At 64.2% G+C, this 13,190-nt stretch carries 13 protein-coding genes; 7 read left to right on the forward strand and 6 right to left on the reverse strand.

The window, feature by feature from the left end:
* Window positions 1-1,170, forward strand: coding sequence for a thiolase family protein (locus ACQR3T_RS15600; protein ID WP_428694028.1), 1,170 nt, complete (start codon window positions 1-3; stop codon window positions 1,168-1,170).
* Between the two features lie 68 nt (window positions 1,171-1,238).
* On the opposite strand, the gene ACQR3T_RS15605 is transcribed toward ACQR3T_RS15600, so the two are convergent.
* A complete protein-coding gene (locus ACQR3T_RS15605; protein ID WP_428694029.1) occupies window positions 1,239-1,952 on the reverse strand; it encodes a GntR family transcriptional regulator in 714 nt (237 codons plus the stop codon).
* Between the two features lie 119 nt (window positions 1,953-2,071).
* On the opposite strand from ACQR3T_RS15605, the gene ACQR3T_RS15610 reads away from it, so the two are divergent.
* The 6 genes from ACQR3T_RS15610 (at window position 2,072) to ACQR3T_RS15635 (ending at window position 8,901) form a co-directional block, all read left to right on the forward strand.
* Entirely contained in the window at window positions 2,072-3,118 is a 1,047-nt protein-coding gene (locus tag ACQR3T_RS15610; protein ID WP_428694030.1) for an alcohol dehydrogenase catalytic domain-containing protein, read from the forward strand.
* Complete coding sequence (gene manD, locus ACQR3T_RS15615; RefSeq protein WP_428694031.1) at window positions 3,115-4,320, forward strand: D-mannonate dehydratase ManD; 1,206 nt, start codon at window positions 3,115-3,117, stop codon at window positions 4,318-4,320. The genes ACQR3T_RS15610 and manD overlap by 4 nt, the downstream gene beginning before the upstream one ends.
* Before the next feature lie 8 nt (window positions 4,321-4,328).
* Window positions 4,329-5,279 (forward strand): PfkB family carbohydrate kinase, encoded by a 951-nt coding sequence (locus tag ACQR3T_RS15620; protein WP_428694032.1) that lies wholly within the window; start codon window positions 4,329-4,331, stop codon window positions 5,277-5,279.
* A complete protein-coding gene (locus tag ACQR3T_RS15625) occupies window positions 5,276-6,688 on the forward strand; it encodes a mannitol dehydrogenase family protein (protein ID WP_428694033.1) in 1,413 nt (470 codons plus the stop codon). The genes ACQR3T_RS15620 and ACQR3T_RS15625 overlap by 4 nt, the downstream gene beginning before the upstream one ends.
* Window positions 6,685-7,344 (forward strand): bifunctional 4-hydroxy-2-oxoglutarate aldolase/2-dehydro-3-deoxy-phosphogluconate aldolase, encoded by a 660-nt coding sequence (gene eda / locus ACQR3T_RS15630; RefSeq protein WP_428694034.1) that lies wholly within the window; start codon window positions 6,685-6,687, stop codon window positions 7,342-7,344. Before ACQR3T_RS15625 ends, eda begins: the two co-directional genes overlap by 4 nt.
* 159 nt (window positions 7,345-7,503) lie before the next feature.
* Window positions 7,504-8,901, forward strand: a complete 1,398-nt coding sequence (locus ACQR3T_RS15635; protein ID WP_428694035.1) for an MFS transporter — start codon at window positions 7,504-7,506, stop codon at window positions 8,899-8,901.
* A 65-nt stretch (window positions 8,902-8,966) separates the two neighbouring features.
* On the opposite strand, the gene ACQR3T_RS15640 is transcribed toward ACQR3T_RS15635, so the two are convergent.
* From ACQR3T_RS15640 to ACQR3T_RS15660, 5 genes are read right to left on the reverse strand one after another with little or no spacing between them, the layout of a single operon-like run.
* Complete coding sequence (locus ACQR3T_RS15640; RefSeq protein WP_428694036.1) at window positions 8,967-9,593, reverse strand: TenA family protein; 627 nt, start codon at window positions 9,591-9,593, stop codon at window positions 8,967-8,969.
* Window positions 9,590-10,342: a glutamine amidotransferase gene (locus tag ACQR3T_RS15645; protein ID WP_094618939.1), complete on the reverse strand. Its 753-nt coding sequence runs from the start codon at window positions 10,340-10,342 to the stop codon at window positions 9,590-9,592. The genes ACQR3T_RS15640 and ACQR3T_RS15645 overlap by 4 nt, the downstream gene beginning before the upstream one ends.
* Window positions 10,343-10,351: 9 nt before the next feature.
* Window positions 10,352-11,380, reverse strand: a complete 1,029-nt coding sequence (locus tag ACQR3T_RS15650; RefSeq protein WP_428694037.1) for a phosphotriesterase family protein — start codon at window positions 11,378-11,380, stop codon at window positions 10,352-10,354.
* On the reverse strand, window positions 11,377-12,411 hold the full coding sequence (locus ACQR3T_RS15655; protein ID WP_032405316.1) for an ABC transporter permease: 1,035 nt from the start codon (window positions 12,409-12,411) through the stop codon (window positions 11,377-11,379). Before ACQR3T_RS15655 ends, ACQR3T_RS15650 begins: the two co-directional genes overlap by 4 nt.
* Entirely contained in the window at window positions 12,408-13,190 is a 783-nt protein-coding gene (locus ACQR3T_RS15660; RefSeq protein WP_037147221.1) for an ATP-binding cassette domain-containing protein, read from the reverse strand. Before ACQR3T_RS15660 ends, ACQR3T_RS15655 begins: the two co-directional genes overlap by 4 nt.

The following is a 13,190-nucleotide window of genomic DNA, read 5'->3' on the forward strand; positions in this document are numbered from 1 at the left end:
ATGAGAGACGCAGTCATCGTCGAGGCAGTGAGAACCCCGGTCGGGCGGGGCAAAGCGAACGGCACGTTGCATCCCGAGCATCCAGTCGACCTGATGGCCCACAGCCTGCGGGAAGTAGTGCAGCGCAGCGGGATAGACCCGAACCAGATCGACGACGTCATCGGCGGAGTTGTCACCGCGGTAGGGGATCAGGCGTCGAACATGACTCGGCGTGCGGCGCTGGCGGCGGGCTATCCGGAATCGGTACCCGCAACCACCGTCGACCGGCAGTGTGGAAGTAGCCAGCAGGCAATACATTTCGCTGCGCAGGGTGTCATCTCCGGTGCTTACGACCTGGCCGTGGCTACCGGTTCGGAGTCGATGAGCCGCATTCCGATGGGCTCGAACCTGGTAGGAACCGAGGATCCGTCAGGAGTCGGTTTCACCGAGAGGTACCCGGAAGGTCTGGTGCCGCAGGGAATCAGCGCCGAACTGATCGCGGCGAAGTGGGGTATCAGCCGCACCGAGATGGACGAGTTCGCCTTGTCGAGTCATGCGAAGGCAGCCGCAGCCACCGAAGAGGGACGTTTCAAGCGGGAGATCAGCGCTATTCGTGGGCTCGACCGCGACGAGGGAATTCGCACCGGATCCACGCTGGAGACCCTGGCCGGACTGCGACCGGCCTACTACAGCGACGCCATGGCGCAGCGATTCCCGGAAATCGGGTGGAACATCACCGCGGGCAACGCAAGTCAGGTCAACGACGGTAGCGCAGCGGTCATGATCACCACCAGCGACAAGGCTCGACAGCTCGGCCTCACCCCGATGGCCAGGCTGCACAGCTTCGCGGTGGTCGGCGACGATCCGCTGATGATGCTCACCGCAGTCATCCCGGCGACGAAGAAGGTGCTCGCCAAAGCGGGGCTGACCATGAACGACATCGACCTGTTCGAGGTGAACGAGGCCTTCGCATCCGTGGTGCTCGCATGGGCCAAGGAGACCGGCGCGGACCTGAACAAGGTCAACGTCAACGGCGGAGCCATCGCCATCGGTCATCCCCTGGGCGGCAGTGGTGCACGCATCATGACCACGATGGTTCATGCCCTCGCCGAGCGCGAGCAGCGATTCGGGCTACAGGTGATGTGCGAGGCGGGTGGTCTTTCGAACGCCACCATCGTCGAGCGCCTGTAATGCCGAAGCAGTGGTGCGGTTGAGTGCCCCCTGCGGCACTTAATCGCACCACTGCGGCGGAGCCGCACCTACTCCCAGCTGGAGACGACTTTGCGTGTCGGTCGTTCGTTGCTGTTGGAGAACAGGTGTGGGCTCTTGTTCTTGATGTATTCGACATCGGCGAACACGGCACGCAGATGCTCGCGCATCGACCGAGCGGCGGCCTCGAAGTCTCGTGCTTCGAGGCCGTCGACTATTGCGGTGTGTTGTTCGATCAGGTCGGGAATGGGCCGAGTGTCACGAAGCCCCAGTCGTCGTGCTCGGTCCAGATGAGCCTTCGCCGATTCGACGGATCGCCATGCGGCGGAATGTCCACCGGCCGCAAGGAGTAACTGGTGGAATTGCTCGTCCAGCTCGAAGAACTGGTCCATGTCGATTCCGGGCTCGGCCTGCGCAGCGAGATTTGCCCGCAACGCGGCCAGATCGTCGTCTGACCGAGCCGTGACCGCATCGCTGAGCGACGCGGTTTCTATTGCCTCCCGGACGAATTGGGCATCGGCAACACGCTCGGTGTCGACGCGTGAGACGAATGTACCGAGTTGCGGAAAGACCTGAACCAGGCCCTCTTCGGCCAGCAGGATCAAGCTCTCACGGACGGGTGTGCGGCTCACGGACATCTGCTCGGCGAGTTCGTTCTCCGACAGCGGGCTACCCGGGGGGAGCGTCAAGGACACGATGCGTAGGCGTAATTCTCTGTACGCCCGCTCTCGTGCGGTGACTTTCCTGCTGCTCTGTGTGCTCACCGGTCAAGACTAACGCGGGGTGCCGGGTGACCCGCAGCGCCGAACCCTTGACGAAGTGCCCTCGGTCACTAGTATGGTAGTACTGATATTCAAGGCACTACGGCGGAGGCTCTACAGCGATGGCAGTGATCAGCGGCAACGACGAGGCGGCCGTTCTGCACGGTCCACGTGACCTGAGGATCGAGAAGATCGACCGTATGCAGGTCGGCGACGGCCAGGTCAGGGTGGAGGTACACGGCGTGAGCCTGTGTGGCTCCGACCTGCACTACTACGCCGACGGCCGCAACGGCTCCAACTCGCTGACGCAGCCCACCGTATTGGGGCACGAGGGATTCGGGGTCATCACCGAGGTCGGCGCGGGCGTGTCTCAGGACCGAATCGGCCAGCGAGTGGCCATCGAGCCCGCGGTTCCGAACGGCACCTCGCCGCTGAGTCTGAGCGGTCACTACAACGTCTGCCCCAGTGTCGTCTGCTTCGGATCCCCACCGAACCATGGACTGCTGCGGCAATCCGTTGTCCTGACAGCCGAATTCGCGCACCCGCTCCCGGATTCGATCGACGACGGCGTCGCTGCGCTGATCGAGCCCTTGGCCGTCGCAGCGTGGGCCGCAGCCAGGGTCGGGTCGGTGTTGGGCAAGCGCATCGCGATCACCGGTGCCGGGCCCATCGGACTGCTGGTTCTGCAGACGGTCATTGCCCTGGGCGCATCGGAGACGACCATCACCGACGTCGCACCCGCGCGGCTCGAGGTCGCGGCAGCGCTCGGTGCCACCACGACGTTGCGCTCGGGCGAAGATGCACTGCCCGAGGGCACCTTCGACATCGCGTTCGACTGCTCGGGCCATCCCGGAGCCATTGCCGATGCAGCACGCTCCCTCGGCCCGGCAGGCATCCTGGCGCTCGTCGGCGTGCCGGGACGCGCGGTCGCCGAATTCCCCATCGGAGCAGTGCAACGCTGGGAGCTCGATATCCGCGGGTGCTTCCGCTATGGCCCTTCGGCATTCGCCGACGCGATCGCACTCGCCGGATCGGCGCGAGTGGACCTCGCCGCACTCGTCACATCGACGTACCCGTTGGCCGAATCGGCTGCAGCGCTCGAGGCCGCGCTCACCGACCCCACCCAGCTCAAGATCGTCATCGACACCACTTCGCAAGGACCGCAATGAAAATCATCGACGCCACCGTCATCGTGACGGCTCCGGGCCGCAACTACGTCACGCTCAAGATCACCACCGACGAGGGCATCGTCGGGTGGGGTGATGCGACTCTGAACGGACGCGAGCTCGCGGTCGAGTCGTACCTGAAGGACCACATTGCGCCGCTCCTGATCGGACGCGATCCCCACCGGATCGAAGACATCTGGCAGTACCTGTACAAGGGTGCCTACTGGCGGCGTGGTCCGGTGACGATGACAGCCATCGCAGCGGTCGACGTCGCACTGTGGGACATCAAGGGCAAGGCCGCCGATATGCCGGTCTACCAGCTCCTCGGTGGTGCTGCACGAGACGGGATCATGGTCTACGGGCACGCCAGCGGCGGCAGCATCGAAGAGATGCTCGACGACGTCCAAGCGCATCTCGACAAGGGCTACAAAGCAATTCGTGCCCAGTCGGCCATTCCCGGCCTGAAGAAGACCTACGGAATTCCGGTCGACGGCTTCTACGAACCTGCATCCGGCGCTGCGCCGCAGGAGGACTCGTGGGATACCGCCCCGTACATGCGGTTCGCACCGCAGATGCTCGGTGCCGTGCGTGAACGTCACGGGTTCGACTTCCACCTGCTCCACGACGTACATCACCGTCTGAGCCCGATCGAAGCGGGACGACTCGGGCGAGACCTCGAAGAGATGCGCATGTTCTGGATCGAAGATCCCACCCCCGCCGAGGATCAGAGCGCTTTCGCCGTCATTCGTCAGCACACCACCACCCCGATTGCCGTCGGCGAGATCTTCAACTCGATCTGGGACTGCCAGGATCTGATCACCAACCGGTGGATCGACTACATCCGCGCGTCGGTCTCGCACGCCGGCGGTATCACCCATCTGCGCAGAATCTTCTCGCTGGCCGATCTGTACGGCGTTCGATCGGGATCTCATGGTGCGGGCGATCTTTCGCCGGTTTCCCTCGCTGCCGCGTTGCACGTGGATCTGTCGATTCCCAACTTCGGAGTGCAGGAGTACATGGGGCACGTCGACCCGACGGGCGATGTGTTCCAGACGAGTTACACCTTCACCGACGGCTTCATGCATCCGGGAAACCAGCCGGGCATCGGCGTCGAGGTGAACGAAGAGGCTGCCGCGAAGTACCCGTACAACCCCAAGTACCTGCCCGTCAATCGCCGTCTCGACGGCAGTATGCACGATTGGTGAAGCGCCACATGACCACAACGCAGTTCGATGTAGTCCTGCTCGGCGAGCCGCTCGTCGAGGTCTCGACCACCGAGGTCTTTCGGCACGGAGCAGACGGTGTGCTCGGAGTATCGGGCGATGTCGTCAACGCAGGTGCCGCGGCTGCTGCTGCGGGGGCTTCGGTAGCCCTCGTCGCGCGGGTATCCGACGACGAGCTCGGCGACGCTGTCTGTCGGCGAATTCGTGAGCTCGGCATCGACGACACCTACATTCGTCGGGTCCCCGGCCAGCAGGGTGTCTACTTCCTGCACATCGATCCTGAGGGTAATCGCCAGTTCTCCTATGCCCGAGCCGGTTCGGTGGGCAGCCAGCTCGACGTGGCGGACCTGCCCGTGGGCGTGATCGAGCATGCGGGTGCCGTCTTGGGCGGCGGGATCGCTGCGGCACTGTCGCCGACCCTCGCCCGCACGATGCTGCACGTGGCGCAGCATTCGGGCAGATTTGTCTACGACCCCAACTTCCGCCCCAGGTTGACGACGGCCGATCAGGCGCGCGACTTCCTGCAGAACATCGCCCCCTACTGCGAGGTGATGGTGCCGTCGGCACCGAGTGAGATCGAATTGCTTCTCGGCACAGACGATCCTGCGAGTGCTGCGGCGTCCCTGATGGGCTGGGGTGCGCGCTCTGTGGTGGTCACCCAGGGTTCCGAAGGGTCGAGCATCTTCGCCGAGGAGGGACGGTCCCATCAGCCGGTGATTCCCGCCCTCCAAGTGATCGATCAGACCGGTGCCGGTGATGTGTTCGCCGGCACCCTGACTGCGCGTCTCGCTCTCGGCGACGATCTTCGCGAGGCCGCGGCCATGGCTGCAGCAGCGGCATCGCTGAGCGTCGGTGGACGCGGCGGCACCGGTCTCATCGCACCGCTCGACGAGATCCGCCGCCACAGTGAGCGATACCTCAGCGAGCGAGTAGCGACATGACGGCGTCCACACGGTTGTCCGACGCGACGGCCTCGGTCGCCCGTCCCACCTCCAGTGGAATCGTGCATCTCGGCGTCGGAGCGTTCCACCGGGCGCATCAGGCAGCGTTCACTTACGAGGCCGCACTGTTGACCGGGGAAACGAACTGGGGCATCACGGGTTTCACTCAGCGAAGCAATACCGTGGTGGAGCAGCTCGCCCCACAGGACGGGTTGTTCACCCTGGTGCAGAAGGGGATCGAGGAGACTACGGCCACCGTCGTCGGCTCGATGCTCGACGTACGGAACGCAACCGCGAACCCCGACGCAGTTGTCGAGGCCATCGCCGATCCGGGAACGCACATCGTCACTCTGACGGTCACCGAGAAGGGATACCGGCTCGACCCTGCGTCGGGCCGACTGCGTCTGGACGATCCGGAGATCGTGGCCGATCTGAGCGGTAGGCCGCCGCGTACGGTGGTCGGGCAGTTGGTGGCGGGGTTGGCTCGGCGCATGGCAGGCGATTCGCCTCTGACGGTGCTGTGCTGCGACAACCTGCCGTCGAACGGTCGAATTCTGTCCGAGCTGGTCCACGCTTTCGTCGCTGCCCGTGACCGCAACGACGGCCTGGCCGAATGGATCACGCGTCGAGTGACGTTCCCCAGCAGCATGGTCGATCGAATCGTGCCCGCTACCACTGACGACGACAGGGCGGACAACGAGCGAAGAACCGGCCTACGCGACGATGCTCTGGTGGTGTGCGAACCGTTTCGGCAGTGGGTGATCGAGGACGATTTCGCGGGTCCACGGCCGGCGTGGGAGCGAGTGGGCGTGCAGTTCGTCGACGACGTGGAGCCCTGGGAGACGATGAAGCTGCGGGTGCTCAATGGCACCCACTCGGTGCTGGCGTACCTCGGCATCCTCCGTGGTCACAGCACCATCGCCGAGGCGGTCGGGGATCCGGTGCTCGACGAGATCTGCCGGACAATGGTTCTCCGAGACGTCGCACCGACGATGGCGGCTGGAATGGATGCTGTCGGGTACGGCGACGAGGTCCGGGTGCGATTCGCCAACCCGGCGCTGAAACACACCACCCGGCAGGTGGCGATGGACGGATCACAGAAGCTCGGTCCGCGCCTGTTGGGGACTGTGCGTGATGCAACGTCCGCCGGTGGCTCGACGGGCATGCTCGCTCTCGCCGTCGGGGCCTGGTGCGCTTTCGTGCTGGAGGAAGCGAAAGCCGGACGTGTGCTGGATGATCCGTTGTCGATACAGCTGTCCCGTGCCGGATCGGCGTCGGACCTGCTCGGTATCGACTCCATCTTCGGGCCCGATCTCGGGGCCACTTCACCGTTCGGCACGCAGGTCGTTGCGTGGACCGACTTCCTACGGACCGACTCGCTGAGCGAGTGGAAACGAGTGTTGACATGACCTCCGAACACAAAGAATTGCTCGAAAACCTGACTGCCCGTTATGTATTGCGCGTAAGCCCTGTTATTCCGGTTGTCGTCATCGATCGGGTCGAGGATGCGGTTCCGCTGGCTCGGGCTCTGTATGCCGGCGGTATCGGCATCATCGAGATGACGCTGCGATCCGAGGCCGCTCTCGGTGCCATCGCAGCAATCGCTGCGAACGTGCCGGAGGTAGTCATCGGGGCGGGAACGGTGCTGACCCGCGAGGACGCGCTGAGATCGGTGGATGCCGGCTCGCGATTCCTGGTCTCGCCCGGATCCCCGAGGGGGCTGCTCGACGCGGCCCGCGCGCTGCCGGTTCCGCTTCTGGCGGGCGTGTCGACGGCGACCGAAGCGATGACAGTTGGCGAGAGCGGATCGACCGAGATGAAGTTCTTTCCGGCCGAGTCGTCGGGAGGGGCATCGGCGCTGGGGGCTCTGGCGGGTCCTTTGCCGCACTTGACGTTCTGCCCCACCGGTGGGATCACTCCGCAGAACGCCGTCGACTACTTGGCGCTGCCCAACGTGGTGTGCGTCGGCGGTAGCTGGCTCACGCCTCGCTCGCTCGTGCAGGCGGGGGACTGGGCCTCGATCGAGGAACTGGCCCGTTCTGCGAGTGCGTTGTCCAGCGCGTAGTTCGGTTCGCGAAGGGTCATTGACGGATTGGTATAACAGTGCTTGTATATCACTGTGGCGAGCGCCACCAACCTCCCTCGATGAGGCACCGGTCTCACGTAGGCCCGCGGCGAACTCGCATCATGAACTCATCGATCATCACCAGCAATGGAGCTTCGGATGTCACAGGACACCAACGAATCGACGGACGATCGCGGTAACACCGCCGTCCCGACTCGCAGCACGAAAGACCTCACCAAGGCGGCGATGTCCGGTTGGCTGGGTACGGCAATGGAGTTCATGGACTTCCAGCTGTATTCGCTCGCCGCCGCGATCGTCTTCAATCGCATCTTCTTCCCCGACGTCAGCCCGGCGATCGGATTGATCGCCGCCATGGCCACGTACGGCGTCGGCTATGTCGCGCGCCTGGTCGGTGCCATCTACTTCGGCCGGATGGGCGATCGAATCGGTCGAAAGAAGGTCCTGTTCATCACCATCGCGATGATGGGTGCCTCCACCACCCTCATCGGTGCGCTCCCGACGTACGACGCGATCGGCATCATGGCCCCGATCCTGCTCGTCGCCCTTCGCCTCATCCAGGGATTCGGCGCCGGAGCCGAAATCGCCGGTGCCACGGTCATGTTGGTCGAGTACGCACCGGACAAGCGTCGAGGCCTCATCGCCTCACTCGTCTCCCTGGGCACCAACTCCGGAACCCTTGCTGCGTCCGCCATCTGGGCCTTGCTGCTCGCTGTATTGTCCGAGGATCAGTTGCTCAGCTGGGGCTGGCGCGTACCGTTCCTCGCGAGCTTCTTCCTGATGATCTTCGCGGTGTGGTTGCGCTCCAACCTGAGGGAGAGCCCGGTCTTCGAGGAGCGTGCCGATGTGGTCGACGGTGTGGCCCTCTCACGCGACGAGATCGAGAAGACCGACGACGAACTGAAGGTCAGCGTTCTCGAGTCCGGCCTCAAGCAGAAGAAGGGCCGCGCGTTCTTCATCGCGCTGGGTCTGCGGTTCGGTCAGGCCGGCAACTCCGGGCTGATCCAGACATTCCTGGTTGGCTACATCGCGTCGACGCTGCTGATCGATCGTTCCATTGCCACCAGTGCGATCGTCTACGGTTCCCTCATCGGCTTCGCCACCATTCCGATCGTCGGCATCCTGGGCGACCGATTCGGTCGTCGTCCGATCTATATGGTGCTCAGCGCGCTGACGATGATTCTGGCTTTCCCACTGATGCTGATGGTCACGAGCGGCAACACAGTGGCCCTCGTCGTCGCAATGGTGCTGGCCCTCAATCTCGGTGTGCTCGGCCTGTTCTCACTCGAGAGCGTGACGATGGCGGAACTGTTCGGTGCGCGAACCCGCTTCACGCAACTCGCACTGGCCAAGGAAATCGGCGGCATCCTCGCCACCGCGATCGGACCGTTGCTCGCCGCCAGCCTCACCGCATGGACGGGTAGCTGGTGGCCCATCGCGGCGATGCTAGTGATCTACTCCGCGATCACCCTGGTCTCGTCCTACCTGGCACCGGAAACCAAGGGTCGCGATCTCGTCAGACTCAACGACGCAGCCTGAGTGCCTACGGCAGTGGTGTGGTTATGTGCCCCAGACGGCGCTCAATCGCACCACTGCCGCAGGCACTAGTGCATCGCCGCGTTGTGGAACTCGGTCTCGGCGGCGAGCATGCCGGCGAACCACGCGTCCAGCGTTGCGTCGTCCACACCGTCCATGGCGTCGACCTCGCGGGCCAATGCGTCGACCTGTGCCACGAAGGCGGGGCGGGTGTGCATTTCTATCCACTCCTGCAGCGCCGGTTCGCGATCGACCGACGTATCAAGTGCTGCGCGACACCAGGACAGGTACAGGGTCTCGGCGGCGAACATGGCCACCAGAGCCGCAGCCCTTCCGTCTCGACGGGCGAGCCCCAGTGCGTAGTCGGACAGAATCGACGAGCTCTCGATCAACTCGCGCACATCGCCGTCGTAGGGAAACTGCTCGCGCAGTCCCGCGAAGTATTCGCGCTGTTCACCGACGAGGTTGGACAGCGACATCACGTGATCGGTTGCGTCGTCCAGGGACTCGGACTCTGCAACCACGAGTCCCAGGATGCGTACGGCCGTGAGCACGAACGCTTCCTCGATCACCAGGTAACGCCGAAAGTCGTCGTCGCGCAGTGTGCCGCCGATCGAGTCGGTGATGAAACTGGCCTGCTGCGCGGCAACGAGGTTGCGATGTTGCCGCGCAGTCAGTTCGGTGGATCGACTCATTCTTCGGACAGCCAGGTGATCAGGCCGTCGAACAGATCGGTGTATCCGAGCCATTGCTCGCAGAATTCCGGCGGTGCCCAGTGCGGCGAGCAGTCGGAGGTGAAGACCGCCGAGCGGCCTTTGCCGTAGGTGCCCGCGGCGACGAGCGGATCGCCGTTGATGGTGGCGGGTACAGCGACTCCGTCCTTGGCGATCACGCGGTTGTAGCCGAGTAGGGCCGGCCACTCGGTGCCGCTGGCGCTCACGGTGGGGTGCGTGCCGTCGACGACCACGGGGATCATGCCGCCGGGTGTCTCCACGCGATCGTCTTCGGCGAGCATCGTCACCGGCAGCGCGTCTGCGAGTGCCGTCTGCCGAAACGCTGCTCGGGCCTGGAATCCGGAGAACGAGAGGTACCCGCCGATCATCAGCAGTGCACCGCCGTCGTGCACCCAGTTCCGGAGCTCGACCAATCGATCCTCGCCCGCCTGAAACCGGTCGAAGACGCTGGGCGCGAGCTGAATCGAGTTGGCACCGATGTCGGAGAGCACGATGACGTCGTAGGCGGACAGGGCGTCTGCGCTGCCGGGAAACTGGGTCGGCACCAGGTGCGCCGGCATGTGCACCACGTCGTGTCCGCGGGAGATCAGGGCATCCTTGAGCGGTCCGACGCCTTCGACGTAGGAGTGCACAGTGAATTCGTCGACGCCTTTGACGTGGGTCGAGGTGGTCATCCAGCTTTCACCGGCGATCAGAACTTTCTTACCCATGGTGGTTCTCTATCCTTTTCCGGCGCTCTCGAAGAGCGACCTGGGGTTGTCTCGCATCAGCGAGGAAACGTGCTGTGGATCGATTCCGCTGCGCACGAGTCGGGCTGCGAAAGCGATTGGTACGTAGGCCAAACCGTTGCCGCCGAATGCGCGGAGCATCGACTTGAGGAACAGGTCGTGACTGAGGAGCAGTTGCTGTCGGTATCCTCCGCCGATGAGACCGGCGACCGCGAAAGCGGTTTCGGCGGGCGACGGAGACTGTCCCTCGCCCGGGAACTCGAAGGGCATGCCGATCATGTCGAATTCGAGATACACCCCGCGATCACCCAGAGCGCATTGGTAATCGGGATCGTTGCCCGACGGATCCATGTGGCAGAGAACCACAGCACTCGGGTCGACACCCATCTCCTCGATGACGATGTCGAGCACTTCGTGCCCACGCCGCTGCCAGCCCGGAAGATGAACGAACAGTGGTACATCGACTTCTCGTTGGGCAACGCATGCGGCGCGCAGCGCTTTCTGCTCGGCGGCGGTGAACGACGGCGAGACGCCGATCTCGCCGATCACCCCGGGCCGCGGTCCGTCGTCCGCGGTGAACTCGGCAATGAGTCCCGACGCGAGCTGGTCGACGCCGAGCGACGCGACCTCGGCCGGGTGCGTGGCCTCGAGGTACCAGCCCGAGCCCATGACGACGCGGACGCCCGATTCGCGGGAGTACCGTTCCAGAATCTCGGGCCGACGACCGATTCCGGGCGGCGTCAGATCGACGACGGTCGTCCCACCGTGATCGGCGAAGGCTTTCAGGTCTGCCAACACGGCTGTCGCGTCGTCGATCCGACAGTTGTCGGCGCTGTGATAGGGATTGTCGTGCAGCAGCCAGGCATCTCGGGCCGAGATCGGTCCGGAGAGAACCTGTGCCACAGCGGCGTTGGGCGACTCCGAGTACGCCACGGAGGCGTCGTTGTGCAGGTGCTCGTGTGGCAGCACCAGCCCCAGTTCGCTGGAGTCGACCGGCCCCGTGACCGTCCTGACGATCACTGCTTGCCCGGAGCGCTCTGCAAGTGCTTGAACAGCGACGCCAGTGAATGCCCACGCATGTTGATCCAGATGGCGACGAGCAGAACGATTCCGGTGATGATCGGGGTGAGGAACGGGCTGACGCCCAGCAGGGTCAGGCCGTTGGCAATGATGCCGGTGAGGACCGCACCGATCACGGTGCCGACCACCGTGCCTCGTCCACCGAACAGATTGGTACCGCCGAGCACCACCGCGGTGATCACGGTCAGCTCGAAACCGTTGGCGGAGTTGGCCGATCCCGAGCCGAGCCGTGCAGCGATGAGTAGGCCGGCGATGCCGGCGGCCAGGCCGGTGAACACCAGCGTCATCATCAGCACGCGGCGAGTGTTGACGCCGGAGCGTCGAACGGACTCCACGTTGGAACCGATTCCGGTGACGTAGCGGCCGAAGCGGGTGCGGTTGAGGGCAATTGCACCGATGATCACCACGGCCAACGCGATCCACGCACTTGCCGAGAATCCCAACCAGGACGCAGTACCGAGCTTCGCGAACGCGGTGCCCGGGGTGATGGGGACGGAGAACCCTTCGGTGCGGTACAGCGCAATTCCGCGGATGATGGACAGCGTGGCGAGGGTGACGATGAACGGTGGAATGCCCTGGTAGGCAGCGAGCCAACCGTTGACCAGGCCCCAAGCCGCTCCCATCAGCGGGGCCGCGATGAACACCACCGAGGAGTCCACGCCTGCCTGGATGAGCTCTGCACTCATCGCGGCGACAAAGGCGACGGTTGCTCCCACCGAGAGATCGATCTGGCCGGTGGTGATCACGAATGTCATGGCGACGGCGATGATCAGGACCGGTGCGATCTGCGTCGCGAGGTTGGAGATGTTGGTGAACGTCAGGAACGAGGACGTGGTGACCGAGAAGACGATGGCCACCGCGACGGTGACAGCCAGCATGGCCAGTGTCGGCTTGTTGGTCTGTTGCCACAGTGATGGGCGCGCAGCGAGTTTGGCGACGCTGGGCTGCGCGTTCTTGTCGAGTGTGATCATGGTCGGCCTTCCGGCGAGGACGGTGAACGCTGGGGAACCGGAGTGCGTGTGATCAGTCCGACGAGCGATTCGATGTTGAGGTCACCGATCGGTACGTCGTCCACGCTCTGCCCCTCGTACATGACGGTGATGCGGTCGCACACCCGGAACAGATCCTGCAGCCGGTGCGTCACCAGGATGACTCCGACGCCCTGTGCCGCCACGTCGGTGATGAGTTTCAACACCGACTCCACCTCGGCGACGGCCAGTGCAGCCGTTGGCTCGTCGAGGATCAACACGTCGGGGCGGAACGACACGGCGCGGGCGATCGCGACGGTCTGCCGCTGCCCGCCCGAGAGCTGCCCGATCTCCTGGTACGTCGACTTCACTTTCACATGCAGGTCCGCCAGGATTTCGGCAGCGCGCTCGTGCATGCCGTGCCGGTCCAGAAACGGTCCCTTGCGGGGTTCGCGCCCGAGGAACAGGTTGCTGGCGACGTCGAGGGTGTCGCACAGTGCCAGGTCCTGATAGACGATGCCGATCTTCTGCTGTTGTGCATCGAGTGGCGTCGAGAAGCGAACCGGTTCTCCGTTGACTCGCATCTCACCACCGTCGTGTTGAACGGCGCCGGCAAGGATTTTCATCAGCGTCGACTTGCCGGCGCCGTTGTCTCCGACGACCCCGAGTACCTCGCCGCGCGCGAGCCGAAGATCGACTCCGCGAAGCGATTTCACCGGGCCGTACGATTTGGTGATTCCCGACAGTTCGATCAGTGGCGCAGTCGGATCTTGTTGTGCCAT

It is taken from the genome of Rhodococcus sp. IEGM1428 (genome assembly GCF_050321865.1).
GTDB lineage: Bacteria > Actinomycetota > Actinomycetes > Mycobacteriales > Mycobacteriaceae > Rhodococcoides.

Excerpts from the sequence above, each read along its gene's own strand:
- ACQR3T_RS15625 (WP_428694033.1), top strand. The coding sequence starts at position 5,276 with ATGACGGCGTCCACACGGTTGTCCGACGCGACGGCCTCGGTCGCCCGT.
- ACQR3T_RS15600 (WP_428694028.1), top strand. The coding sequence starts at position 1 with ATGAGAGACGCAGTCATCGTCGAGGCAGTGAGAACCCCGGTCGGGCGG.
- ACQR3T_RS15640 (WP_428694036.1), bottom strand. The coding sequence starts at position 9,593 with ATGAGTCGATCCACCGAACTGACTGCGCGGCAACATCGCAACCTCGTT.
- ACQR3T_RS15660 (WP_037147221.1), bottom strand. The coding sequence starts at position 13,190 with ATGGCACAACAAGATCCGACTGCGCCACTGATCGAACTGTCGGGAATC.
- ACQR3T_RS15645 (WP_094618939.1), bottom strand. The coding sequence starts at position 10,342 with ATGGGTAAGAAAGTTCTGATCGCCGGTGAAAGCTGGATGACCACCTCG.
- ACQR3T_RS15620 (WP_428694032.1), top strand. The coding sequence starts at position 4,329 with ATGACCACAACGCAGTTCGATGTAGTCCTGCTCGGCGAGCCGCTCGTC.
- eda (WP_428694034.1), top strand. The coding sequence starts at position 6,685 with ATGACCTCCGAACACAAAGAATTGCTCGAAAACCTGACTGCCCGTTAT.
- ACQR3T_RS15655 (WP_032405316.1), bottom strand. The coding sequence starts at position 12,411 with ATGATCACACTCGACAAGAACGCGCAGCCCAGCGTCGCCAAACTCGCT.
- ACQR3T_RS15610 (WP_428694030.1), top strand. The coding sequence starts at position 2,072 with ATGGCAGTGATCAGCGGCAACGACGAGGCGGCCGTTCTGCACGGTCCA.
- manD (WP_428694031.1), top strand. The coding sequence starts at position 3,115 with ATGAAAATCATCGACGCCACCGTCATCGTGACGGCTCCGGGCCGCAAC.
- ACQR3T_RS15635 (WP_428694035.1), top strand. The coding sequence starts at position 7,504 with ATGTCACAGGACACCAACGAATCGACGGACGATCGCGGTAACACCGCC.